This window comes from Streptomyces sp. KMM 9044 (assembly GCF_024701375.2).
In the GTDB taxonomy this organism is placed as follows: Bacteria; Actinomycetota; Actinomycetes; order Streptomycetales; family Streptomycetaceae; genus Streptomyces.
The window spans coordinates 4,583,934-4,607,914 of the sequence record NZ_CP113910.1 but is presented as its reverse complement, the minus strand read 5'-3'; the positions used below and the strand labels follow the sequence as shown (position 1 = coordinate 4,607,914).

18 protein-coding genes are annotated in these 23,981 nt (G+C 70.9%); 9 read left to right on the top strand and 9 right to left on the bottom strand.

What is annotated here, in order from left to right; translation table 11 throughout:
- Window positions 1-2 precede the first annotated feature (2 nt).
- Entirely contained in the window at window positions 3-1,349 is a 1,347-nt protein-coding gene (locus tag HUV60_RS20740) for a carbohydrate ABC transporter permease (protein ID WP_257848751.1), read from the top strand.
- Entirely contained in the window at window positions 1,346-2,260 is a 915-nt protein-coding gene (locus HUV60_RS20735) for a carbohydrate ABC transporter permease (protein WP_257848750.1), read from the top strand. The genes HUV60_RS20740 and HUV60_RS20735 overlap by 4 nt, the downstream gene beginning before the upstream one ends.
- 71 nt (window positions 2,261-2,331) lie before the next feature.
- Here the strand turns inward: HUV60_RS20735 and HUV60_RS20730 are convergent, their stop codons facing one another.
- On the bottom strand, window positions 2,332-2,745 hold the full coding sequence (locus tag HUV60_RS20730; RefSeq protein WP_257848749.1) for an organic hydroperoxide resistance protein: 414 nt from the start codon (window positions 2,743-2,745) through the stop codon (window positions 2,332-2,334).
- Window positions 2,746-2,879: 134 nt separating this feature from the next.
- On the opposite strand from HUV60_RS20730, the gene HUV60_RS20725 reads away from it, so the two are divergent.
- The gene (locus HUV60_RS20725; protein ID WP_257848748.1) at window positions 2,880-3,386 is read left to right on the top strand and encodes a MarR family winged helix-turn-helix transcriptional regulator; all 507 of its coding nucleotides are present in this window, start codon (window positions 2,880-2,882) and stop codon (window positions 3,384-3,386) included.
- 90 nt (window positions 3,387-3,476) lie between these two features.
- Window positions 3,477-4,457, top strand: coding sequence for a UDP-glucose 4-epimerase GalE (galE, locus tag HUV60_RS20720; protein ID WP_257848747.1), 981 nt, complete (start codon window positions 3,477-3,479; stop codon window positions 4,455-4,457).
- 12 nt (window positions 4,458-4,469) lie between these two features.
- On the opposite strand, the gene HUV60_RS20715 is transcribed toward galE, so the two are convergent.
- Entirely contained in the window at window positions 4,470-5,108 is a 639-nt protein-coding gene (locus tag HUV60_RS20715) for a TetR/AcrR family transcriptional regulator (protein ID WP_257848746.1), read from the bottom strand.
- A 279-nt stretch (window positions 5,109-5,387) separates the two neighbouring features.
- Between HUV60_RS20715 and HUV60_RS20710 the strand changes: the two genes are divergently transcribed.
- Window positions 5,388-6,314 carry an ABC transporter permease gene (locus HUV60_RS20710; protein WP_257848745.1) on the top strand — a complete coding sequence of 309 codons (927 nt, stop codon included), beginning with the start codon at window positions 5,388-5,390 and terminating at the stop codon, window positions 6,312-6,314.
- Window positions 6,307-7,176 carry an ABC transporter ATP-binding protein gene (locus tag HUV60_RS20705; RefSeq protein WP_257848744.1) on the top strand — a complete coding sequence of 290 codons (870 nt, stop codon included), beginning with the start codon at window positions 6,307-6,309 and terminating at the stop codon, window positions 7,174-7,176. The genes HUV60_RS20710 and HUV60_RS20705 overlap by 8 nt, the downstream gene beginning before the upstream one ends.
- Window positions 7,177-7,274: 98 nt before the next feature.
- On the opposite strand, the gene HUV60_RS20700 is transcribed toward HUV60_RS20705, so the two are convergent.
- The 3 genes from HUV60_RS20700 to HUV60_RS20690 form a co-directional block, all read right to left on the bottom strand.
- Window positions 7,275-12,203, bottom strand: a complete 4,929-nt coding sequence (locus tag HUV60_RS20700) for an NAD-glutamate dehydrogenase (protein WP_257848743.1) — start codon at window positions 12,201-12,203, stop codon at window positions 7,275-7,277.
- Between the two features lie 508 nt (window positions 12,204-12,711).
- The gene (locus HUV60_RS20695; protein ID WP_257848742.1) at window positions 12,712-13,377 is read right to left on the bottom strand and encodes an HAD family hydrolase; all 666 of its coding nucleotides are present in this window, start codon (window positions 13,375-13,377) and stop codon (window positions 12,712-12,714) included.
- 335 nt (window positions 13,378-13,712) lie between these two features.
- Complete coding sequence (locus tag HUV60_RS20690; protein ID WP_257848741.1) at window positions 13,713-14,210, bottom strand: DUF6912 family protein; 498 nt, start codon at window positions 14,208-14,210, stop codon at window positions 13,713-13,715.
- A 361-nt stretch (window positions 14,211-14,571) separates the two neighbouring features.
- Between HUV60_RS20690 and HUV60_RS20685 the strand changes: the two genes are divergently transcribed.
- Window positions 14,572-15,393 carry an Rv3235 family protein gene (locus tag HUV60_RS20685; RefSeq protein WP_257848740.1) on the top strand — a complete coding sequence of 274 codons (822 nt, stop codon included), beginning with the start codon at window positions 14,572-14,574 and terminating at the stop codon, window positions 15,391-15,393.
- Between the two features lie 120 nt (window positions 15,394-15,513).
- Here HUV60_RS20685 and secA read toward each other — a convergent pair whose 3' ends face one another.
- Window positions 15,514-18,351 carry a preprotein translocase subunit SecA gene (secA, locus tag HUV60_RS20680; protein WP_257848739.1) on the bottom strand — a complete coding sequence of 946 codons (2,838 nt, stop codon included), beginning with the start codon at window positions 18,349-18,351 and terminating at the stop codon, window positions 15,514-15,516.
- 277 nt (window positions 18,352-18,628) lie between these two features.
- Between secA and HUV60_RS20675 the strand changes: the two genes are divergently transcribed.
- Entirely contained in the window at window positions 18,629-19,216 is a 588-nt protein-coding gene (locus tag HUV60_RS20675; protein ID WP_257848738.1) for a GNAT family N-acetyltransferase, read from the top strand.
- 427 nt (window positions 19,217-19,643) lie between these two features.
- Entirely contained in the window at window positions 19,644-20,831 is a 1,188-nt protein-coding gene (locus HUV60_RS20670; RefSeq protein ID WP_257848736.1) for a winged helix-turn-helix domain-containing protein, read from the top strand.
- A gap of 6 nt (window positions 20,832-20,837) precedes the next feature.
- On the opposite strand, the gene HUV60_RS20665 is transcribed toward HUV60_RS20670, so the two are convergent.
- From HUV60_RS20665 to HUV60_RS20655, 3 genes are all read right to left on the bottom strand, one after another.
- Complete coding sequence (locus HUV60_RS20665) at window positions 20,838-21,614, bottom strand: response regulator (protein WP_257848735.1); 777 nt, start codon at window positions 21,612-21,614, stop codon at window positions 20,838-20,840.
- A 208-nt stretch (window positions 21,615-21,822) separates the two neighbouring features.
- Window positions 21,823-22,515: a ribosome hibernation-promoting factor, HPF/YfiA family gene (gene hpf, locus HUV60_RS20660; RefSeq protein WP_257848734.1), complete on the bottom strand. Its 693-nt coding sequence runs from the start codon at window positions 22,513-22,515 to the stop codon at window positions 21,823-21,825.
- A gap of 312 nt (window positions 22,516-22,827) precedes the next feature.
- Window positions 22,828-23,856 (bottom strand): ComF family protein, encoded by a 1,029-nt coding sequence (locus tag HUV60_RS20655; protein WP_257848733.1) that lies wholly within the window; start codon window positions 23,854-23,856, stop codon window positions 22,828-22,830.
- Window positions 23,857-23,981: the final 125 nt, after the last annotated feature.

The window sequence follows — 23,981 nt, the reverse complement described above, 5'->3', positions numbered from 1 at the left end:
CGATGGCGTCGGACACGGCGGCGGGGCCCTCCGGGGCCCCTGCTGCTCCCCAGCCGCGCAGGAGCGTCACCGGCACCCGCACAACCGTGGCGGCGCTGTTCCTGCTGCCCGCGCTGCTGCTGCTCGGTGCGCTCGTGGTCTACCCGATCGGGTACTCCGTCGTCCGCAGCTTCTACGACCAGTCCGGCGACGGATTCGCCGGATTCGACAACTACCGGGCCCTGTTCACCGACGACGGCATCCGCACCGCCCTGAAGAACAACGTCGTCTGGGTGGTGTTCGCGCCGACGGTCGCCACCGCGCTCGGCCTGATCTTCGCGGTGCTGACCGAACGGATCCGCTGGGGAACGGCGTTCAAGCTGGTCGTCTTCATGCCGATGGCGATCTCGATGCTGGCCGCGGGCATCATCTTCCGTCTGGTGTACGACCAGGACCCGGACAAGGGCGTGGCGAACGCGGTGTGGGTGGGCGTGCACGACACCTTCGCCCAGTCGTCGGCGTATCCGAAGGCCCACCCCGGCCGTGAGTCGCCGCTGGAGGCGGCCGGCGGCGGCGCCTTCGTCACCAGGGCAACGGTGAACGTCGGTGAGACCGTCACGCTGCCGCTGGTCGGTGTCGCCCCGGACCTGATCCCCGACGACGCCGAGCGGGCGGCGGCGCCGAAGCCGGAGGCGGACCGGATCACCGGCACGACCTGGCAGGACTTCACCCGCGGCAAGGGCGTCGGCACGCTGAACGGTGTCGACGCGGACGAGCTGGGCTATCCCGGCATGAGAATCGAGGCGGTCAGGGACGGCACGGTGGTGGAGACGGCCACGGCGGGCGCCGACGGCACGTTCTCCCTGTCGGCGAAGGCGGACGGCGCACAGCTCCGGCTGCCGGCGAGCAACTTCCAGGAGCCGTACAACGGCCTGGACTGGCTGGGCCCGTCGCTGGTCACACCGGCCGTCATCGGCTCGTACATCTGGATGTGGGCGGGCTTCGCGATGGTGCTGATCGCGGCCGGGCTCGCGGGCATGCCGCGGGAACTGCTGGAGGCCGCGCGGGTCGACGGCGCCAACGAGTGGCAGGTGTTCCGGCGGATCACGGTGCCGATGCTGGCGCCGGTGCTCGCGGTGGTCACCGTCACTCTGATGATCAATGTGCTCAAGGTGTTCGACCTGGTGTTCATCATCGCGCCCGGCTCCTCCCAGGACGACGCGAACGTTCTCGCGCTGGAGCTGTACCGCAAGGGCTTCTCCGAGGACCAGCCGGGCATCGCCAGCGCGATCGCGGTGTTCCTGCTGCTTCTGGTGATCCCGGTGATGTGGTTCAACGTGCGGCGGCTGAGGCGGGAGGTACGGCGATGAGCGCGGACGCCGGCAGGGTGACCGGGGCGGCCCCGCCGCCTGTCGGCGCCGTCAAGGCCGAGCGGTCACTGGGTTCGAGGCTCGGCGAGTGGGTGAGCGGCGGACTGGTCCGCGTCTTCCTGATCGTCGTCGGCCTGTTCTGGCTGGTCCCGACGATCGGTCTGCTGCTGGCCAGTCTGCGCACCCCGCGGGACATGGCCGCCGACGGCTGGTGGACGGTGTTCACCGAGCCGTCGCAGCTCACCTTCGGCGCTTACGAGACCCTGCTGGAGAACGACGACATCACCGGCTCCCTGGTGAACACGGTGTACATCACCGTCCCGGCGACGGTGCTGGTGGTGGTGATCGGCTCGCTGGCCGGATACGCCTTCGCCTGGATGGAGTTCCCGGGCCGGGACTGGTGGTTCCTGGGCGTGGTGGGGCTGTTGGTGGTGCCGGTGCAGGTGGCGTTGATCCCGATCGCCGAACTCTTCGGCGCCATCGGTGTCTTCGGCTCGATCGCCGGCGTGATCCTGTTCCACGTCGGCTTCGGTCTGCCGTTCGCGGTGTTCCTGCTGCGCAACTTCTTCGCGGAGATCCCGAAGGAGTTGCTGGAGGCGGCCCGGCTGGACGGAGCCGGTGAACTGCGCCTGTTCGCACGGGTGGTGATGCCGCTGGGCGGACCGGCGATCGCCTCGCTGGGCATCTTCCAGTTCCTGTGGGTGTGGAACGACATGCTGATCGCGCTGATCTTCACGGACTCCGGGAGCCAGCCGATCACAGTCGCGCTGCAGACGCAGGTACGGCAGTTCGGCAACAACATCGACGTGCTGGCGCCGGGCGCGTTCATCTCGATGGTGATCCCGCTGGCCGTGTTCTTCGCCTTCCAGCGGCAGTTCGTCTCCGGCGTGATGGCGGGCGCGGTGAAGTGACGTACCGCGCAGGGGCCCGGACGCGTCGTACGCGCCGGGGCCCGAAGCGGGGCCGGGAGCGGTGCCGTGGACTACTCGATGACGAGCTCGACCGGGATGTTGCCGCGGGTGGCGTTGGAGTAGGGGCAGACCTGGTGGGCCTGCTCGACCAGCTTGCGTCCGGTCTCCTGGTCCACGGCGTCGGGCAGTTCGACGCGCAGCGTCACGGCGAGCGCGAAGCCCTCGCCGTGCTTGCCGATGCCGACCTCGGCGGTCACCGCGGCCTCGCTGACGTCCACCTTGGCGGCCCGGCCGACCAGGCCGAGGGCGCTGCCGAAGCAGGCCGCGTAACCGGCGGCGAACAGCTGCTCCGGGTTGGTGCCCTCGCCGTTGCCGCCCAGCTCCACGGGGGCGCTGAGGCCGAGGTCCAGCTTGCCGTCGGAGGTGACGGCGCGGCCGTCGCGGCCGTGGGTGGCGGTGGCGACAGCGGTGTAGAGCGCGTCCATGGGAACCCTTCCCTCTCGAGTGGTGGTCGTGCGGCGGCCGGTCCGTCGGTGGTCCCGGCCTCCACACGATCCCAAGCAAAGCACACAACTAAATTGCGCACAACTAAATGGCTCGAAAGAGTTACCCTGGAGTCATGACACCGACCCCGAACCCCGGACCGGCCCCGGAGTCGACCGCCCGGCCACCCGGGCCCGCCGGCGACTGGCTCCGCCTCGACCAGCAGATCTGCTTCTCCCTGCAGTCCGCCTCCCGCGCCTTCAACGGCGTGTACCGCGTGGTCCTCAAGGACCTCGGCCTCACCTACCCGCAGTACCTGGTGATGCTGGTCCTCTGGGAGCACGGCACGCTGCCCGTCAAGACGCTCGGCGAGCACCTGCGGCTCGACTCCGGCACGCTGTCCCCGCTGCTCAAGCGACTGGAGGCGGCGGGCCTGGTCCACAGGGAGCGTAGCGCGCGCGACGAGCGCTCGGTGGAGGTGCGGCCCACCGAGAAGGGTGTCGCGCTGCGCGAGCGTGCCCTCGACGTCCCGCGCCGGATCGCCACCGCGACCGGCTCCGGGTTCGACGAGATCGAGGATCTGAGGGCCCGTCTGGACCGGCTCACCACCGCACTGGACACGGCGGCGGCGAACGGCGCCTAGGATCCTGACGTACGGCGGGGGCCGGACGCACGGTGGAGACCGACCACCCACCGCACCGCCCCGGGGCCAACGACGAGGGGACGGCCACACATGACCTGGTTGATCACCGGCGGCGCCGGTTACATCGGGGCGCACGTCGTACGCGTGATGACCGAGGCGGGGGAACGGGCGGTGGTGTACGACGACCTGTCCACCGGCATCCCCGACCGCGTGCCGGACGGCATACCGCTGGTGGTCGGCTCGGTCCTGGACGGCGAGCGGGTGGCACGCGCCCTCGCCGACCACGAGGTCACCGGCGTCGTGCACCTGGCGGCGAAGAAGCAGGTGGGCGAGTCGGTGGGACATCCCCTGCACTACTACCGGGAGAACGTCGAGGGCCTGCGTGTCCTGCTGGAGGCGGTGACGGCGGCCGACGCGACGTCGTCCTTCGTGTTCTCGTCGTCGGCGGCGGTGTACGGCACGCCGCCCTCCGGCGCCGGGCTGGTCACCGAGGACACCCCCTGCCTGCCGATGTCCCCCTACGGCGAGACGAAGCTGGCCGGCGAGTGGCTGGTCCGCGCCACGGGCCGGGCGGCAGGCCTGTCCACGGCCTGCCTGCGCTACTTCAACGTGGCGGGCGCCGCGCGCCCGGAGCTCGCCGACACGGGCGTCCACAACCTCGTCCCCATGGTCTTCGAGAAGCTGACCGCGAACGAGCCCCCGCAGGTGTTCGGCGACGACTATCCGACCCCGGACGGCACCTGCGTCCGCGACTACATCCACGTCGTCGACCTGGCCGAGGCGCACGTGGCGGCGGCACGCGCGCTGCGCACCGCACCCGGCCGGGACCTCATCCTCAACGTCGGCCGCGGCGAGGGCGTCTCGGTCCGGGACATGATCGACCGCATCAACACCCTCACCGGCCACGGCCTCCGGCCCACGATCGCCCCCCGCCGCCCCGGCGACCCGGCGAGCGTCGTCGCCTCGTCCGACCGCGCCGCCACCGAACTCGGCTGGAAGGCCCGCCACAGCGTCGACGACATGATCACCTCGGCCTGGTCGGGCTGGCAGCGCCTGCACCACGGGGCCTGACCACGTCCTGCCCTACAGCGCCCTGAGCGCCGCCGTCGTCGCCCTCGCCAGTGCTGCCAGGTGGCCCTTCGGGAGTTTCGGGTTGCGGATGACCACCGAGCGCCAGTACAGCGGGCCCGAGATCAGGTCGAGGGCCAGGGCGTGGTCGACGCCGGGGCGCATCTCGCCCCGCTCCTGCGCCGCCGCGACGACGCCCTTGGCGACCCCGTCCTGGCCCTCCCGCAGCGCCTTCTGCAGCGCCTCGGCGATGTCGGGGTTGCGGGCGGCCTCGGCCTGGAGGTCGGGGAGGATCTGCGAGGCGACGGGGTGGCGCAGGGCGCGCGAGGTGACCTCGTACAGCAGCCGCAGGTCACCCTCCAGGGAGCCGGTGTCCGGCGCGGGAAGGCCCTGTACGGCGATCGCCGAGACCAGGTCCAGGACCAGGTGCAGTTTGGAACGCCAGCGGCGGTACACGGCGGTCTTGCCGACGCCCGCGCGGCGTGCGATGCCCTCGATGGACATCCGCGCGTAGCCGACGGCCGCGAGTTCCTCGAAGACGGCCGCCCTGATCGCCTCCGTCACGTCCTCGCGCAGTACGGCCGCCCCGGCGGGAGCCCTGCGGCGCGGAGGCGGCTGGGGCTCCTCGGCGTTCGTCGTCATGCGGACCAGCATAGGGCGTGACGACGATACGGACCCGTTCCGACGACGGCACGTACACCGATCCATCACAGCCAGGCACGGGAGCGGGTTCGGATCGGCCCGGCCGACCCTGGGCCGTCACGACGAAACGGTTGCGTTCCAACGCACGTTCGGCCTACGCTCACGTTGCGACGATACGGTGCCGTCCCGACGTAGGTGAACGCGCGACGACGCGCGGGGAAACACCGGGCGGAACCCGGCACCGCACCACCCCGCCGTCTCCCCCAACCCCCCCTAGCGAAAGCAGCGGATGTGAGTCAGGTCCTCCACACACCGCCTCCCGCACCGGTCCACCCGGCCGCCGAGGACGACCTCCCCGCCCTCGCCGCCCGCCACGGCCTCACGGTCAGTGGCGCCCGCCCCACCCTGCCCGCCTACGTCCGCGAACTGTGGGCACGCCGGCACTTCATCCTCGCCTTCTCCCGGGCGAAGCTGACCGCGCAGTACAGCCAGGCCAAGCTCGGCCAGCTGTGGCAGGTGGCCACGCCGCTGCTGAACGCGGCCGTGTACTTCTTCATCTTCGGCCTGCTGCTGGGCGCCCGCCGGGGCATCCCGAGCGACGTCTACGTCCCGTTCCTGGTGACGGGCGTGTTCGTGTTCACGTTCACGCAGAGCTCGGTCCTCGCCGGGGTGCGTGCCATCTCCGGCAACCTCGGCCTGGTGCGGGCTCTGCACTTCCCGCGGGCCTCCCTGCCCGTCTCCTTCGCGCTGCAGCAGCTCCAGCAACTGCTGTACGCGATGATCGTCCTGGTCGTCGTGGTGATGGCGTTCGGCAGCATGCCGGCACTGTCCTGGCTGCTGGTCGTCCCCGCGCTGCTGCTCCAGTTCGTCTTCAACACCGGCCTCGCACTCGTCTTCGCGCGCCTGGGCAGCAGGACCCCGGACCTGGCCCAGCTGATGCCGTTCGTGCTGCGCACCTGGATGTACGCCTCGGGCGTCATGTTCAGCATCCCGGCGATGCTCGCCGACAAGGACGTCCCCCACTGGCTCGCCGACGTCCTGCAGCTGAACCCGGCCGCGGTCTACATGGACCTGGTCCGCTTCGCGCTGATCGACGGTTACGGCTCCTCGTACCTGCCGCCGCACGTGTGGGCGTTCGCGGTGGGGTGGGCACTGCTGGCCGGGGTGATCGGTTTCGTGTACTTCTGGAAGGCTGAGGAGACCTACGGCCGTGGCTGACAACACCGACGAGAAGATCCCCACCGTCGTCGCCGACGGCGTCGACATCGTCTACCGGGTCAACGGCACCGGCGCCGGACGCGGCAGCGCCACCGCCGCCCTCAACCGCATCGTGCGCCGCCGCAAGACCGAGAAGGCCTCCGGTGTGCGCAAGGTCCACGCGGTGCGCAACGTGTCCTTCGTCGCCTACCGGGGCGAGGCCATCGGCCTCATCGGCACCAACGGCTCGGGCAAGTCGACCCTGCTCAAGGCCGTCGCCGGACTGCTCCCGGTGGAGAACGGCCGGATCTACACCGACGGCCAGCCCTCCCTCCTCGGCGTCAACGCCGCCCTAATGAACGACCTCACCGGCGAGCGCAACGTCATGCTGGGCGGGCTCGCGATGGGCATGTCCCGCGAGCAGGTCCGGGAGCGCTACCAGGAGATCGTCGACTTCTCCGGCATCAACGAGAAGGGCGACTTCATCACCCTGCCGATGCGCACCTACTCCTCCGGCATGGCCGCCCGGCTGCGCTTCTCCATCGCCGCCGCGAAGGACCACGACGTCCTCCTGGTCGACGAGGCGCTGGCCACCGGCGACCGGTCCTTCCAGAAGCGTTCCGAGGGCCGCATCCGCGAGCTGCGCCGGCACGCCGGGACGGTGTTCCTGGTCAGCCACAGCAACAAGTCCATCCGCGACACCTGCGACCGCGTGCTGTGGCTGGAGCGCGGCGAACTGCGCATGGACGGCCCGACGGACGAGGTCCTCAAGGAGTACGAGAAGTTTACCGGCGGCCCGGACAAGGCCCGCAAGCCCGCCCCGAAGCCGAAGACGAAGCCGAAGCCGGAGACGGACCCCCAGCCCGTTTCAAAGCCCGCCTGAGCACCGGCAACCGCAACGCCGCGGGGGCGGCCCCGGACACGATGGTCCGGGGCCGCCCCCGCGGGCTGTGAGCCGTGGGCGGGCGGGCGCGTGCTGCCTTACGAGTGCGAGCGCAGCAGCGTCCGCATCGTCCGCATCGCCACCGACAGGTTCGCCAGGTCGAAGGTGTCCGAGCTCTGGATCTCGTCCAGGGTGGTGCGGGCCCGGCCGATGATGGCCTCGTTCTTCGCCTCCCACACCTTGAACCGCTGCTCCGGTGTCGCCGTGCCGTTGCCCGCCGCGAGCACGTCGGCCGTGAGCGCCGAGTGCGCCGCGTAGAGGTCCTCCCGGATCGCCGCGCGGGCCATGGACTGCCAGCGGTCGGCGCGGGGCAGCTCGCTGATCCTGTCCATCAGCTGGGTGATGCGCAGCCGGTCGGCGAGGTCGTAGTACACCTCGCCGACGTCCAGCGGATCCTTGCCCATGCGGTCGGCCACCGAGACGATGTCGATCGCCGCGAACGCGGAGGAGAACCCGGCCACACGGGTGGCGAGTTCCGACGGGACGCCGACGCCCGTCAGCTCGTCGTGTATCTTCTGGAACCACTTCAGGTCCGCGCCGCGCAGCAGCTTCGGCAGCTGCGACCAGACCAGCTCGACGCGCTCGGCGAAGAACGTCACCGTCTCCTCGAGCTCCAGCGGCTGCGGCCGGTTGTTCAGCAGCCAGCGCGTGCCGCGCTCCACCAGCCGGCGCGAGTGCAGCCTGATCCGGGTCTGGACGTCCGCCGCGACCGACGTGTCGAGGGCCTCGACCCCGTCCCACACCGTGGCGGCACGGAAGATCGCGCGGGCCGCGGTCTGGGCCCGGACGATCTCCTCGAGCGAGGCACCGGTCTCCTCCCGCATCCGGTGCAGATACGTCGTACCGCCCGTGTTGACCGTGTCGTTGACCAGGACGGTCGTGGTGATCTCGCGGCGCAGCGGGTGCGCGTCGATCCGGTCGGGGAACTGCTCGCGCAGCGGGGCCGGGAAGTAGGAGTGCAGCAGCACCTTGAGATACGGGTCGTCGGGCAGTGAGGTGCGCAGCAGTTCGTCGGCGACCGTGATCTTCGTGTACGCCATCAGCACGGCCGTCTCCGGACCGGTCAGGCCCTGCCCGGCGCTCAGCCGCTCGCGGATCTGGCGGTCGGCGGGCAGGAACTCCAGGGCCCGGTCGAGGTGGCCCTCGCGCACCAGGTGCTTCATGAAGCGCTGCTGGGCGTGGAGCATGTCCTTCGACTGGGCCAGGGCGTTGGCGATGGCGGTGTTCTGCGCGTAGTTGGCGCGCAGCACCATCCCGCCGACCTCGTCGGTCATCGAGGCGAGCAGCCTGTTGCGCTGCTTGACCGTCATGTCGCCGTCCGTGACCAGGGTGTTGAGCAGGATCTTGATGTTCACCTCGTGGTCGGAGGTGTCCACGCCGGCGCTGTTGTCGATGGCGTCGGTGTTGATCCGGCCGCCGTTCAGCGCGAACTCGATCCGGCCGAGCTGGGTCATGCCCAGGTTGCCGCCCTCGCCGACGACGTCGACCCGCAGGTCCTTGCCGTCGACGCGGATGGGATCGTTGGCCTTGTCGCCGACGTCGGCGCTGGACTCGCTCGCCGCCTTGACGTACGTGCCGATGCCGCCGTTCCACAGCAGGTCCACCGGCGCCTTGAGGATGGCCTTCATCAGGTCCGCCGGGGTCATCTTGGTGACTCCGGACTCGATGCCGAGGGCCTCGCGGATCTGCGTGTTGACCGGGATGGACTTGGCGCTGCGCGGGAACACGCCGCCGCCGGCCGACAGCAGGCCGGTGTCGTAGTCCTCCCAGGAGCTGCGCGGCAGGTCGAACAGGCGGCGGCGCTCGGCGTACGAGGCGGCCGCGTCCGGGGCGGGGTCGATGAAGATGTGCCGGTGGTCGAAGGCGGCGACCAGCCGGATGTGCTCGCTGAGCAGCATGCCGTTGCCGAAGACGTCGCCGGACATGTCGCCGATGCCGACGACCGTGAAGTCCTGGCTCTGGGTGTCCACGCCCAGTTCCCGGAAGTGGCGCTTGACGGACTCCCAGGCGCCACGGGCCGTGATGCCCATGCCCTTGTGGTCGTATCCGGCGCTGCCGCCGGAGGCGAAGGCGTCGCCGAGCCAGAAGTCGTAGGCCTCGGCGACCTCGTTGGCGGTGTCGGAGAACCTGGCGGTGCCCTTGTCGGCCGCGACGACGAGATAGGTGTCGTCCCCGTCGTGCCGGACGACGTCCACCGGGGGCACGACCTCGCCGGCCACCATGTTGTCGGTGATGTCGAGCAGCGCCGAGATGAACGTCCTGTACGCGGCGACACCCTCGGCCATCCAGGCGTCACGGTCCACGGACGGGTCCGGCAGCTGTTTGGCGACGAAGCCGCCCTTCGCGCCGACCGGCACGATGACGGTGTTCTTCACCATCTGCGCCTTGACCAGACCCAGGATCTCGGTGCGGAAGTCCTCCCGGCGGTCCGACCAGCGCAGGCCTCCGCGGGCGACCTTGCCGAACCGCAGGTGCACGCCCTCGACCCGCGGCGAGTACACCCAGATCTCGAACGCCGGACGCGGCGCCGGCAGGTCGGGCATGGCCTGCGGGTCGAACTTCATGGAGACGTAGTCGTGCGGGTGACCGCCGTTCGTCCCCTGGAAGAAGTTGGTGCGCAGCGTCGCCTTGATCACCGTGAGGAAGGCGCGCAGGATGCGGTCCTCGTCGAGCGAGGCGACCTGGTCGAGGGCGGCGTCGAGCTCCTCCAGCAGCGCGTCCACCAGCTCGAACCCGGCGCCCTGCCGCTCCGGCGCCATCCGCGCCTCGAAGAGGGAGACGAGCAGCCGGGTGGTGTGGACGTTGTTGCGGAGGGTGTCCTCCATGTAGTCCTGGCTGAAGGTGGAACCCGCCTGGCGCAGGTACTTGGCGTACGCGCGCAGCACCGTCGCCTGCCGCCAGGTGAGCCCGGCGCTCAGCACGAGGGTGTTGAAGCCGTCGTTCTCCGCCTTGCCGGTCCAGGTCGCCGCGAAGGCGTCCTGGAACCGCTCACGGGCGTCGTCGCCGAGGTAGTCGGCGCCGCCGGGGGCCCTGGGCAGCCGCAGCCCGAAGTCGTAGATCCAGGCCACGCTGCGGTCGGAGCAGCGCAGCTCGTAGGGCCGCTCGTCGACGACCTCGACGCCGAGCCGCTGGAGCACGGGCAGCACGGCGGAGAGGGAGACGGCCTCACCCTTGCGGTAGATCTTGAAGCGGCGCTCCTCGGGGGACGCGCCCACCGGCTCGTACAGGCTGAACTCGAAGTTCTTCTCGTCGTCGAGCTGTTCGAGCCGTACCAGGTCGGCGACGGCGCCGCGCGGGGTGTGGTCGGCCTTGTACCCCTCGGCGAAGGCGCCCGAGTAGCGGCGCAGCAGTTCGGCGGCGCGCTCCTCGCCCAGTTCGGCGGTGAGGGCCTCGCCGAAGCCGTCGGCCCAGGAGCGGGCGGCCTCGACGAGCCGGGCCTCGATGCGCTCGCGGTCGTGGTCGGAGAGCTGAGGCAGCTCGGTGCCCTGCGGGACGCGGACCACGAAGTGCAGCCGGGAGAGGATCGACTCGGTGTTCCAGGCGGTGAAGTCGACACTGATGCCGCCGAGCTCCTCCTTGAGGATGTCGATGATCCTCAGCCGCACACCGGTGGTGTAGCGGTCGCGCGGGAGGTAGACGAGGGCGGAGTAGTAGCGCCCGTACTCGTCCTGGCGCAGGTAGAGCCTGAGGCGTCGGCGCTCCTGGAGGTAGAGCACCGAGGTGGCGATGGCCCGGAGCTCGTCGGTCGGGGTCTGGAAGAGCTCGTCGCGCGGGTAGGTCTCCAGGATCTGCAGCAGGTCGCGTCCGTCGTGGCTGTGCGGCGAGAAGCCGGCGCGTTCGAGGACCTCCTCGACCTTGCGGCGGATCACCGGGACCCGGCGGACGGACTCGGTGTAGGCGGCGGAGGAGAACAACCCGAGGAAGCGGCGCTCGCCGACGACGTTGCCGTCCGCGTCGAACTTCTTGACGCCGATGTAGTCCAGGTAGGACGGCCGGTGCACGGTGGCCCGGCTGTTGGCCTTGGTCAGGACGAGCAGCTTGTGCTCGCGCGCCTTGGCGCGGGCGTCGGCGGGCAGCCGCTCGAAGGACGGGCTGACCGGGTGGCCGTCGTCGGTGAGATGGTGCGGGTCGGAGCGCAGTATGCCGAGGCCGGTGCCGGGGACGGCGGCCAGCGAGTCGTCGTCGCGCAGCTGGTACTCGCGGTAGCCGAGGAAGGTGAAGTGGTCGTCGGCGAGCCAGCGCAGCAGTTCCCGGGCCTCCTCCACCTGCCCGCCCGGCACGTCGGCGGGGACGGGTTCGTCCGGCAGGCCGTCGGCCAGCAGGGTCGCCGCCTGCCGCATCTTGCCCCAGTCCTCGACGGCCTCGCGGACGTCGGACAGGACGCGCAGCAGGTCGACGGTGATCTGTTTGAGGTCCCCGCGGTCGGTCTCCCGGTCGGTCTCGACGTGGATCCAGGACTCGACATGGGCGTCGTGCGGCAGCCCGCCCCCGGCGGGTTCGGCGCGCACCTCGATCAGCTTGCCGGTGAGGTCGCGGCGCACCACCACCTGCGGGTGGATGACGACGTGGATGCCGCGGCCCTGCCGGGTCAGCTCGTTGGTGACGGAGTCCACGAGGAAGGGCATGTCGTCCGTGACCACCTCGACGACGGAGTGGCTGCACGTCCAGCCGTTCTCCTCGACGGTCGGGGTGTGGACCCGGACGCTGGCCGTGCCCTGGGGACGGTTCTCGGCCAGCCGGAAGTGGGAGACGGCGGCTCCGAAGACGTCGACCGGGTCGCGGCCGACAAGGTCCTCCGGGGCGGTGTGCAGGTAGTAGCGCTGGAGGAACGCGAGCACGGTGTCCCGGTCGGGCATGCCCTTGTCCGTCGTCCCGGCCGGCAGTTTCCCCCCGGCCGGGCTGTTCTCAGCTACCCGGGCAGCCTTTTCGAGCAGCTCGGCCTTTGCTTCGTCCAGCTTGGTCTGCATTGTCCTCTGGCTCCTGTCGCGCGCCGTTGCGTGACGTAGAAGGAAGTACGGTCTCTGCCCCCGCGGTGCGGTGGTACGTGGCGGGGTGTCCGCTCCGTACCGACGCTATGCCGCAGGACGAGACGAGCGGGGGCCTCTCTGCCCATTTCGACGCGCCCGACGGGTGTGACACTGCTCTCGGCGACGGTTGAACCCGGGGGATGCGGCACGTCCCGGAGACCCTCCGGGTCCCGTCCCGCCCGCGAGAACCAGCGAGCGCCGCCCGGCCACGGATGTCGTCCGTGCTCGCCGGGCGCACAGCAGGGACGACAAGGCCCCCGCGAGCTATCGCGCTGATCACGCCACCCAGGCTATCGCCCCTCGCGGGGGACCCGTCATGAGCCGTATGTGTACAAAACAGGGGGTGGAACTTTGACGTTCTGCACAGTGCGCGCCCGGTGTCACCGGATCGCCCTCCGTCCGTTTCCCGCCCGCCGTCCGCCCCTTACCGTGACGCCCGGCACCCGGTTCAGCTCGCCAGGCGTTCCGCTTCCTCGACGGCCTCCGCCAGCGTGTCCACCACCGGCACCCCCACCCTCTCGAGGCTCGCTCTGCTGTGCGAACCACCGGTGTAGAGCACGGCTGACGCCCCCACGTGCCGTGCGGCCAGCGCGTCGTCGGCGGCGTCACCGATCACCACCGTGCGCGCCGGGTCCACGCCGGACAGCGTGCCGAGGTGCCGCACCATGTGCTCGGACTTGCCGCCACCGGACGGTCCGGTCCGCCCGTCGACGCGTATGAAGTGCGGCTCGATGCCGAAGCCCCGGACCAGGGGCACCAGGTCCTCGTGGCCGTACATGCTGAGGATCGACTGGCTGCGCCCCGCCGACGTCCATCCGGCCAGCAGCTCCGCCGCGCCCTCGGTGAGCGCGCACCGCACCCGGTGCTCGGTGTAGTACCGGTGGAAGGTCACGTCCATCAGCTCCCACTCGGTCTCGGTGGGCAGCCGCCCCATCAGCCGCTCGTAGAACTTCGGCACCGGCACGCAGTACAGCTCCCGGTACCGCTCCGGCGTGAGCGGCTCCAGTCCCAGCTCGGCGAAGGCCGCGTTCGTCGCCCCGATGACCGCGTCGACGTCGTGGAACAGCGTGCCGTTCCAGTCCCAGACGATGTGCGCGTCCCTGTGCAACCCCATGGAAAGAACGTACCCGCCGCCACTGACATCGGGGAGAACAGCAGGTCGGCTCCGTATCCGACGACCACAAGCACGACGCCGAACCCGACGGCGAACCCGGTGTCCCGCCCGAGGACCCCGGCCCGCGCACCCTGTCCCGGCCCTTCGGGCAGGTGGCCCGGACGACCCACGCACTCCACCACCGCGGGACCGGTCGCACCGGCCCCGCCCCCCCGGGCACCGGGCCCTGGACAACCGCCGGTCCGCAGCCCGCCCAGGAGTCGCGGGCCCGTCCCGGGCCCCCGCCCCGCCGGCGTGCTCCACGGCCCGCACGGGCCCGCCCCTCGCTGTTGCGCCTAGGCCGTCGGCCCCACCAGGTTCGGGATCTCCTGCGTGGCGTACCACAGCAGTGCGTGGTCCTCCGCCCCGTCCACGGCGGACTGTGCGTCGGCGTCCCCGGCGTCCGCCGTGGGCAGGGCCTGCGCGGCGGACGTCACGTCCGGCTCCGCGTCCGCCTCGTCCACGTGCACCGCCGCCGCCCGGTCCAGCCGTACGGGCCCGTCGACCCGCAGCTCACCGGGGCCGGCAGCGACGGCCGAGGCCGCCCGGTCGGGTACGTCCACGGCGACCACGACCCTGCGCCGCGGGGCGCCGGCGTCCGCCGCCAGCAGCCGTAGCGAGGCCAGCGCGGCACGGCCCAGCGCCGCGTACTCCAGTTCCTCGAGGTCCTCGGAGCGGTACCACTCGCGCAGCGCGGGCGTCACGCCGTAGGCGGGGAACGGCCCCGCGCCCAGCTCTCCCGTCCGGTACGCCTCGGCGAGGCCGGAGAGGGTCAGGGGGACGTAGACGCGCATGTCGGCCGCTTTCGTGGTCGGGGGTCCGCCGGGGACCGCGGGGCACCTCGGGGAGAGGAGCGGCCGCATCCGGCCAGGTGGGCCCTCAGGATACGTGCGGGCGTCCCCCATCGGGTTGCCGCCCATCCCCTCGACGGCGTCCACTCCGGGCCCGGAACTCACCCGGCCCGCCCGCTCCCGTACAGGGTCGACCGGGTGTCGTTCACTCGGATAAGTGAACCCTCCGACCGCCCCGACACGGCTCACGGCTCCTTGCCGCCACCCTCCGCCGCCCCGTAGAAGATCACCACCACGAAGTTACTGCCTGGTATCGCCCCGGCCCCCGGCCGGCGGCGCTGCCCGGCCCGTTGAACGGGGTCCCATGAACAAGGTCATGACCAGAGCTCAGCGCCGCACCGGCACGCGCCCTCCCGGACGCCGCGACACGCGCCGCCCGAACGGCACCACCCCGCCGCGCATCCCCGCCGGAGGCACCGCCCCCGCCCCTCCGCACGGCGAGGACCGCCCCTCTCCCCCGCCCCGCGCCACTTCCACCCGCCCCGCCGACAACCGCCCGCCGTCCTTCGCCACGACAGCCCCGGCGACACCCGGACGCCCTCGTCGCCTGCCGCTGCCACGGCCCGCCGACCCCGCGCAGGAGGCGTCCGTGCGCGCCGTGAGGACCGTCCCCGCCCGCGCTCCGCATCGGCCCGCCACGCCCCGGCCCCCGCACCTCGCCGCCGCTCCCGCGCCGGCCGTCGGCCCTGTGCCGGCCGTCGGCCCTGTGCCGGCCGTCGGCCCTGTGCCGGAGCCGGCTCCCGCCGCCTCCCGGGTGTCCGTCCAGACCCCCCGCCGGCCCGTCCCGCAGCCCCGCCCCACCGACCACTTCGCCGAGTTGCTCCTCGCCGTCCTGAGCGGTCAGCGGCCCGTCCACTCCATGCTCCGGCACACCGCGGGCCGCGCCTACGACGAGCTGGCGGACCTCGCCGAGCGCGGTCCGCTGCGCACCCGCGGTGCCCGCCCGGTCGTGCGCGACATCGGCTACTACGTCCCCCGCGAGGGTGCCCTCGAGGTGTTCGCCCGGATCGGCGCGGGCGACAGGCTGCGGGCCATGGCCTTCCGCCTCGAACAGGGCAACGACCTGCGCTGGCGCTGCACCGCCGTGGAGCTGGGCGGCCCCCGCCCGGCCCCGCACGGCCACTGAGCCCCGTACACCCCCGCCCGGCCCCGTACGACGCCCGAGGGCCGGGCACCCCTGGGGTGCCCGGCCCTCGGCCGCGGCCCGTCTCTCCACCGGCAGCTCACGCCTCCGGTGGAGCCGCGGTCACTTCTTGCGGCGGCGTCCGCCCCGCGCCTGCTTGCGGCGCTCGGCGCGCGTGAGGCCGTCGGCCTCGGAGCGCACCGGCTCGTCCTCGGCGAACTCACCCTCGACGGTGCCGCCCTCGCCGTCCACCGTCGGCGCGGAGAAGTGCAGGTTCCGCCGCTGCGGGGCGTCGAGCCCCTTGGCGCGGATCTCCGGCCGGGCGCCCGCCTGCGCGGGCACCGCGTCCTGCGCGGCCGGCTCCGGCCCGGCGTCCTCGACCAGGACCTCCTCGACCTGCTGTTCGACCTGGACCTCCAGGTTGAACAGGTAACCGACGGACTCCTCCTTGATGCCGTCCATCATCGCGGTGAACATGTCGAAGCCCTCGCGCTGGTACTCGACCAGGGGGTCCTTCTGCGCCATCGCGCGCAGGCCGATGCCCTCCTGGAGGTAGTCCATCTCGTAGAGGTGCTCGCGCCACTTGCGGTCCAGGACCGACAGCACGACCCGGCGCTCCAGCTCACGCATGATCTCCGAGCCGAGCTGCGCCTCACGCTGCTCGTACTGCTCGCGGATGTCGTCCTTGACCGTGTCGCCGATGTACTCCGCCGTCAGTCCGGCCCGGTCGCCGGCCTCCTCCTCCAGCGCCTCGACCGTGATCCTGACCGGGTAGAGCTGCTTGAAGGCGCCCCACAGCCGGTCCAGGTCCCAGTCCTCGGGGAAGCCCTCGGCCGTCTCCGCCTGGACGTAGGCGTCGATGGTGTCGTCCATGAAGTGGTGGATCTGCTCCTGCAGGTCCTCGCCCTCCAGGACACGGCGCCGCTCGCCGTAGATGACCTCGCGCTGGCGGTTGAGAACCTCGTCGTACTTCAGAACGTTCTTACGGGTCTCGAAGTTCTGCGTCTCGACCTGCGACTGGGCCGACGCGATCGCGCGCGTGACCATCTTGTTCTCGATCGGCACGTCGTCCGGCACGTTCGCCATGGACATCACGCGCTCGACCATCTGGGCCTTGAACAGGCGCATCAGGTCGTCACCGAGCGAGAGGTAGAAGCGGGACTCGCCGGGGTCGCCCTGACGGCCGGAACGGCCGCGCAGCTGGTTGTCGATCCGCCGCGACTCGTGGCGCTCGGTGCCGAGTACGTAGAGACCACCGAGCCGCTCGACCTCATCCTTCTCGGCCTTGACCGCGTCCTCGGCCCGCGCGAGCGCCTCCGGCAGGGCGTGTGCCCACTCCTCGATGTGCTCCTCGGGGTCGAGGCCGCGCTGGCGCAGCTCCGCCTCGGCGAGGTCCTCGGGGTTGCCGCCCAGCTTGATGTCCGTACCACGGCCGGCCATGTTGGTCGCCACGGTGACGGCGCCCCTGCGGCCGGCCTGGGCGACGATCGTCGCCTCACGGTCGTGGTGCTTGGCGTTCAGCACCTCGTGCTGGATGCCGCGCTTGCTGAGCTGCTGCGAGAGGTACTCGGACTTCTCCACCGAGGTGGTGCCGACCAGGATCGGCTGGCCCTTGCCGTGCTTCTCCTCGATGTCGTCGACGACGGCCTCGAACTTGGCGACCTCGGTGCGGTAGATCAGGTCCGCCTGGTCCATGCGGATCATGTCCCGGTTGGTCGGGATGGGGACCACGCCGAGCTTGTAGATCTGGTGGAACTCGGCGGCCTCGGTCATCGCCGTACCGGTCATGCCGGACAGGCCCGGCTGTTCCTTGTCGTCGTGGTCGCGGCGCTTGTAGAGGCGGAAGAAGTTCTGGAGGGTGATGGTGGCGAGCGTCTGGTTCTCGTCCTTGATCGGCACCCCCTCCTTCGCCTCGATCGCCTGGTGCATGCCCTCGTTGTAGCGGCGGCCCGCGAGGATACGGCCGGTGTGCTCGTCGACGATCATGACCTCGTCGTCGATGATCACGTAGTCCTTGTCGCTCTTGAAGAGCTCCTTCGCCTTGATGGCGTTGTTCAGGTAGCCCACCAGCGGGGTGTTGACCGACTCGTAGAGGTTGTCGATGCCCAGCCAGTCCTCGACCTTGGCGACTCCGGACTCGTGGATGGCGACCGTGCGCTTCTTCTCGTCGACCTCGTAGTCGCCGGTCTCCTCGATGCCCTTGAGCGGGTTGCCGGCCTCGCCGCGCTTGAGGCGCTTGACCAGCTTGGCGAAGTCTCCGTACCACTTGGTGGCCTGGTCGGCCGGGCCGGAGATGATCAGCGGCGTGCGGGCCTCGTCGATGAGGATCGAGTCGACCTCGTCGACGATGGCGAAGTTGTGGCCGCGCTGGACCAGTTCCTCCTTGGACCACGCCATGTTGTCGCGCAGGTAGTCGAAGCCGAACTCGTTGTTCGTGCCGTAGGTGATGTCGTAGCCGTACTGCTCGCGGCGCTGGGCCGGAGTCATGTTGGCCAGGATGCAGCCGACGTCCAGGCCCAGGAACTTGTGGACGCGGCCCATCATCTCGGAATCGCGCTCGGCCAGGTAGTCGTTGACCGTGATGATGTGGACACCCTTGCCCGACAGGGCGTTCAGATACGCCGGCAGCGTGCCGACGAGGGTCTTGCCCTCACCGGTCTTCATCTCGGCCACGTATCCCATGTGCAGGGCGGCGCCGCCCATGATCTGCACGTCGTAGTGCCGCTGGCCCAGGACGCGTTTGGCGGCCTCACGGACGGTGGCGAAGGCTTCGGGGAGCAGGTCGTCCAGGCTCTCACCGTCGGCATACCGCTGCTTGTACTCATCGGTGAGGGCCCGCAGCTCGGCGTCGGAGAGGTCGACGAAGTCCTCTTCGATGGAGTTGACCTGGCCCGCGATGCGGTGCAGCTTGCGCAGGATCTTGCCTTCGCCTGCACGCATGATCTTGGAGAGGACGGACACGGGGGGTGGTCTCCTTGCCGGTCGGGCCTGGGACGGTCGGTTTCCGTTTCACTGCTGAGCAACGGCCATCGTATGCGAGGACCCCACCACGCCGGGAGGCCTGCCGTGACGGTGGCCGCGCACAGCGTCGTATCTGTTTCACGGCTGCTCCGAAGAGACAACGTCCGGCCGCTGCGGATGGTGCCGCCCCACCCGTCGAATTGTGCGAAGGGTGATCGTTTCCTCACGTACCGCAAAGGGTTGGCGCCGCGCTCTCCTCCGTGAGCAGAATCGGCCGATGGACCCCGTCACCCTCACCACGGACCGTCTCCTGCTGCGCACGGTCGGCCCGCAGGACACCGACGCCGTGTACGCCGCCTGCCAGGACGCCGACGTCCAGCGCTGGACCACGGTTCCCTCCCCGTACCTTCCCGAGCACGCGCGGGGCTTCACGGAGCAGATGGCCCCGGACGGCTGGGCGAACGGTTCGATGTTCACCTTCGGCGCCTTCCTCCCCTCCGGAGAGCTCACCGGCATGCTCGGCATCACCATGCGGTCCCTGGGGGTGGGGGAGATCGGCTACTGGGGCGTCAAGGAGCACCGCGGCCACGGCTACGTCACCGAGGCAGCGGTCGCCGTTTCACGGTGGGCCTTCACGAAGATCTCCGTCCACCGCGTGGAATGGCGCGCCGAGGTCGGCAACCGGGCCTCCCGCGCGGTGGCGGAACGGGCGGGCTTCGTCGTCGAGGGAACCCTGCGCTCCGCGCTCAACAACAAGGGGGTGCTGCGCGACTGCTGGATCGGCTCCCTGCTCCCGTGCGACCTGGGCCTTGCGGCGACGGCCCCGTACCTGCCCGCCGCGGAGTACCTGCCCGCCGCGGAGTAGCGGCCCACCGGTCCCAGGGCCGCCCTCCGGCTCGCCGGGCGGCTCCGGCTACGAGGCCGCCCGGTCCCTCGTCGGCAACATCGGCAAGCAGGCCGTCCACGAGGCCTTCGCCGCCCTCTCGTCGACCCGCCGGAAACGGGCCCATTGCACCGGCCCCGTACGTACCGGGCGGCCTGTACGGGTTCGACCGGGACCCTTCCCCACCGGCCCCCGTCCCCTCCCGGCGATACTCCCGGCCCTCAGCCCGGCTCATCCCCGGCCGGCCATCGACACACCCCGATGCCTGTTCCGCGAAGACCTGGCCTGCGGTTCCTGCCGAGAACCACGGCAGGACGGGCCGGCAGAGCGTCAGTCACTGCCCGAGCCACGGCCACCGGATCCCGAGTGTCAGCATCGATGTCAGTGCCGCCCTCTATCGTGCGGACGTATGACGCCCCTCCCTCGTCCGTCCACGGACCTCTCGGCGGCCGAGGCCCGCCGCATCGCCCTGCGCGCCCAGGGCTTCCTGGGTGCCCCCGACCGCCGCTCCGGTGTCCGGGGAGTCCTGCGTCACCTGGGCGCGGTACAGCTCGACACCATCTCGGTCCTCGCCCGCTCCCACGAGCTGATCCCCTACGCCCGCCTCGGCGCCGTCGGCCGGGCGACGGTCGAGGACGCGTACTGGAAGTCCGGCTCCCAGCCGCCGCGCGCGTTCGAGTACTGGTCGCACGCGGCCTGCCTGCTGCCGGTCGAGGAGTGGCCGCACTTCGCCTTCCGCCGCCGCGCCTACCGCGCCCGCCCGCACTGGAACCACGACCTCCCCGACGGCGTCTACGACCAGGTCGTCAAGCAGCTCCGTGCCCAGGGCCCGCTCACGGCCACCGATCTGGGCGGCGCGAAGCGCACCAGCGAGTGGTGGGACTGGTCCGGCGCCAAGGTCGCCGTCGAGCGGGCCCTGATGTACGGCGAGGTGGTGTGCGTCGAGCGCCGCGGCTGGAAGCGGGTCTACGACCTCGCCGAGCGCGCGATCCCGGACGCTCTGCTGCACGACGGGCTGGACGACGCCGAGTGCCTGCGCCGCCTGGTCCGCCTGGCCGGCAAGTCCCTCGGCGTGGGCACCCGCGCCGACCTCGCCGACTACCACCGGCTCAAGGCCGAGCAGGTCGACGCGGTGATCGCCGACTCAGGTCTGGTACCGGTCGCGGTCGAAGGCTGGTCCAAGCCGGCCTGGGCCGATCCCGAGGCCCTCGCCACGCCTCCGCGCGGACGCCACCGTACGACGCTGCTGTCCCCGTTCGACTCCCTGGTCTGGGAGCGGGCGCGCACCGAGCGGATCTTCGGCTTCACCCACCGCCTGGAGGCCTACGTGCCGAAGCAGAAGCGGGTGCACGGCTATTTCGCGATGCCCGTGCTCGCCGGCGGCCGGCTCGTCGGCCGCGTCGACCCGGCCCGCGAGGGCCGCACCCTGGTGGCCAGACAGCTCACGCTGGACGGCCCCAAAGCGGTGCCGGCGGTCGCACAAGCTCTGGTCGAGGCCGCGGGCTGGGTGGACTGCACGGACGTCCGCGTGGAGCGGGTCGAGTCGCCGGAGCTGCGCGAGCCGCTCACCCGTGAGCTGTCGCGCGCCCTCGCCTGACTCCGCTCAGCGGATCTCGAGGATCTTCTCCCGCATCGCGTAGACCACCGCTTCCATCCTGGAGTGCAGCTGCAGCTTCTCCAGGATGTTGCGCACATGGTTCTTCACGGTGTTCTCCGAGATGAACAGCTCCTTGGCGATGTCGCGGTTGTTCATCCCCGTGGCGACGAGCTTGAGCACTTCGAGTTCACGGTCCGTCAGCCGGGGCGCGGGCACCAGCCGGCGCTCGTCGGTGCGCTGGACCATCGACTTGAACTCGGTGAGCAGCTTCGACGCCATGGACGGGCTGATCTGCGACTGTCCGTCGGCCACCGCGCGGATGGCAGTGGCCACCTCGTCCGTGGAGATCTCCTTGAGGAGGTAACCGGTCGCGCCCGCCTTGATGGCATCGTAGAGGTCCGCCTCCTCGTCGCTGATCGTCAGCATGATGATCTTCGCGCTGGGGGCGACCTCCTTGATGGAGGTGCACGCCTCGATACCGCCCCGCTTGGGCATCCGCACATCCATCAGGACGATGTCCGGCAGAAGGTCGGCGGCCTTCTCCACGGCCTCCGCTCCGTCTCCCGCCTCGCCGACGACCTGGATGTCCTCCTCGGCCGCGAGCACGATCTCCAGACCGCGGCGGAAGAGCGCGTGGTCGTCCACCACGAGGACTCTGATCGGCTCCGGCTCCTTCGCCGGCTCGTCGGCCGGTTCCCCGTATCTGGAGCGCGCGTCCGGTCCCCTGCCGGTGTCGCCGTCGTCGGAGTCCTCTCCACGCATCGGTCCGAAGCTGTCCGCCATCGTTCCTCCCCCTGAAGGCTGTGGCCTGTGGTCCTGAGCCATCACCAACCCAAGGCAACAACCCACCGTCTGGGCCGTTGCCGCCATGATTCCATGCCCGGACGGTACGGGGGTGACAGCTCGGGGTGCGAAGTGGTCGCACACCGGTGCCCCTGGGGGGCGCACATGCGCGCACCAGGGGCACCGGTCCAGCTGCGACCCGGCCCGGTCAGCCGCCGAGCGTCCCGCCCGCCCCAGGAGCATGCGGCTGCGTGACCATGGTGTCCGTGCTGAGGTGGATCACGCCGTAGTCGTAGGCGTGCCGTCGGTAGACGACACTGGGTTCCTTGGTCTCGGAGTCGACGAACAGATAGAAGTCGTGCCCGACCAGTTCCATCTCGTAGAGCGCCTGATCCAGGGTCATGGGGGCGGCCACGTGGGTCTTCTCGCGGACGACGAGGGGGCCTTCGCCCTGTACCTCCAACGAGCCGATCTTCTTGGTGGGGACGGCTTCCTGCTTCTCCTGGAGGGACAGTGCCCCCGTTCCGTTGAGTGTCGCCGCGTCGGGGACGTGGGCGGGCACCTCCGCTGCCGAGATCCTGCGCGCGCCGCGCCGTGAGTAACGCTTGTCGTGCTGCTTGCGCAGTCGGGCGTCCAGCTTCTCCGCTGCCAGGTCGAGCGCCGCGTACGGGTCGCTCGCCGCTGCCTCCGCCCTGATCACCGGACCGCGGGAGTGGAGCGTGATCTCCACCCGGTCGCTACGGTCGGCCTGTCGGGGGTTGGGCTCCTTGGACACCTCGACGTCGAGGCTGATCACCTTGCCGTCGAGCTTCTGGATCTTCTCCAGCTTCAGCTTCTCGGCCACGTGCTTCCGGAACCGCTCGGGCACCTCGGTCTTGCGGCCCTTGACGACGATGTCCACGCAGAACTCCGTTCCCGGATCACTCCGCCTCAGTGCGGAGCGTCTCCCTTTTGCACCAGGCTCCGGTCGGCCCCGGAACCTCTGACTCGGTGACTTCCACCTCCTCCCCCAGGAGCGAGATCCCCAGTCCGTCGGCCCGGGTGATTACGAAAAACCCATAGCACGGCATTCGGGTTCGAGAGGTGTGGCCTGCGGCTTTTCCTCGCAACCGAAACATATCTCGCCCGGACGGATGTCGTCACCCTCTTCTACCGGGTACCTCCGTTCAGGTGAATTCATGCTCTCACTACCTGCAACGATGTAACTCCCCCATCAGTTCCGGTTCATTTCGAAAGAATCCGGTGAAGCCGCAACAACCGCAGCGCACTTCACGTCAATGGGCCAGTCGGCCCTGTCCGCGTCCGCTGTACCCACTGATCCGCCGGACCGCCGGCCCGCCCTCTGGTGAGCCGACCCGTTTCGCTGTTCTCCACACCTTTCCCAGGTCTCGCCTCTGTACACGGACGCGGACGCCGAAATACTCGAATCGGCCCTGAGATCCACTTGCGCCCGCCCCTGCGTCCCCGCTCCCGCGGGTGCCTCTGTTGTACGCGCCCCCGCGCACGTCCCGGCAGGCCGCGCGTGAACCATCGCCCGGTCCGTCGCGTCCGGTGCCCGCAGCGCGGTCCGCACCGCGCGCGCGGCCTCCGCCAACGACGCCCCGGTGGTCATCAGGTCGTCCACGAGGACGACCTGCCCCTCGCGCAGCAGTCGGGCACAGCCCGGCGCCACCACCAGCGCACCGGCGAGGTTGGCCCACCGCTCCCGGGCGTCGAGACCCGACTGGTCGGCCACGCCCCGCCGCTGCCGCAACGCGGGAAGCACCGAGGCGGGTACCCCCTGCCGGCGCAGCGCACCCGCCGCCGCCCGGGCGATCCGCAGAGCGGGGTCATGGCCACGGGCCCGCACGGCCCGCCGCGCGGACGGCATGGGCACCAGCAGCACCGTGCCCCGGTCTCCGTGGAGCGGCCCCGGCCCCAAGGGCTCTCCGGAGCCCGGCCGCACCGCCCCCCGCAGTCCCGTGCTCACGGCTTTCGCCAGAGCTTCGCCCAGCGGCCGGGACAGGGCCAGGGCTCCCCGTTCCTTGTGGGCCAGCAGCATGGCGCGCACCTCGTCCGCGTACCGGGCGGCTGCGTGCGTCACCGGCAGCCCGGCAGGCTCCGGCTCCGGCCGCACCCGGCGAGGCGCGGCACCGCTCAGCGCCGTACGGCACCGGTCGCACAGCACCGTAAGAGGCCTGCCGCATCCGCCGCACTCGGCCGGAAGCACCAGGTCGGTGAGGTCCTGCCACCAGCCCCGCATGGCCCCACTGTGCCAAGGCACACCGCGCCCGGCCACCCCTGTGGAAAACTCCGCCCGGCTCGCCCGGCACACCCTTCACCCGACCGGCGAAACCCCGGCCCTGCCCGGCGTCCGCCGGGTGAGCG

What these genes read in the sequence shown, in the direction of transcription:
- HUV60_RS20670 (WP_257848736.1), top strand. Translation starts at nt 19,644, where the DNA reads ATGACGCCCCTCCCTCGTCCGTCCACGGACCTCTCGGCGGCCGAGGCC.
- HUV60_RS20685 (WP_257848740.1), top strand. Translation starts at nt 14,572, where the DNA reads ATGAACAAGGTCATGACCAGAGCTCAGCGCCGCACCGGCACGCGCCCT.
- HUV60_RS20735 (WP_257848750.1), top strand. Translation starts at nt 1,346, where the DNA reads ATGAGCGCGGACGCCGGCAGGGTGACCGGGGCGGCCCCGCCGCCTGTC.
- HUV60_RS20715 (WP_257848746.1), bottom strand. Translation starts at nt 5,108, where the DNA reads ATGCTGGTCCGCATGACGACGAACGCCGAGGAGCCCCAGCCGCCTCCG.
- HUV60_RS20695 (WP_257848742.1), bottom strand. Translation starts at nt 13,377, where the DNA reads ATGGGGTTGCACAGGGACGCGCACATCGTCTGGGACTGGAACGGCACG.
- HUV60_RS20700 (WP_257848743.1), bottom strand. Translation starts at nt 12,203, where the DNA reads ATGCAGACCAAGCTGGACGAAGCAAAGGCCGAGCTGCTCGAAAAGGCT.
- HUV60_RS20730 (WP_257848749.1), bottom strand. Translation starts at nt 2,745, where the DNA reads ATGGACGCGCTCTACACCGCTGTCGCCACCGCCACCCACGGCCGCGAC.
- HUV60_RS20740 (WP_257848751.1), top strand. Translation starts at nt 3, where the DNA reads ATGGCGTCGGACACGGCGGCGGGGCCCTCCGGGGCCCCTGCTGCTCCC.
- HUV60_RS20665 (WP_257848735.1), bottom strand. Translation starts at nt 21,614, where the DNA reads ATGGCGGACAGCTTCGGACCGATGCGTGGAGAGGACTCCGACGACGGC.
- HUV60_RS20725 (WP_257848748.1), top strand. Translation starts at nt 2,880, where the DNA reads ATGACACCGACCCCGAACCCCGGACCGGCCCCGGAGTCGACCGCCCGG.
- HUV60_RS20690 (WP_257848741.1), bottom strand. Translation starts at nt 14,210, where the DNA reads ATGCGCGTCTACGTCCCCCTGACCCTCTCCGGCCTCGCCGAGGCGTAC.
- HUV60_RS20675 (WP_257848738.1), top strand. Translation starts at nt 18,629, where the DNA reads ATGGACCCCGTCACCCTCACCACGGACCGTCTCCTGCTGCGCACGGTC.
- galE (WP_257848747.1), top strand. Translation starts at nt 3,477, where the DNA reads ATGACCTGGTTGATCACCGGCGGCGCCGGTTACATCGGGGCGCACGTC.
- HUV60_RS20655 (WP_257848733.1), bottom strand. Translation starts at nt 23,856, where the DNA reads ATGCGGGGCTGGTGGCAGGACCTCACCGACCTGGTGCTTCCGGCCGAG.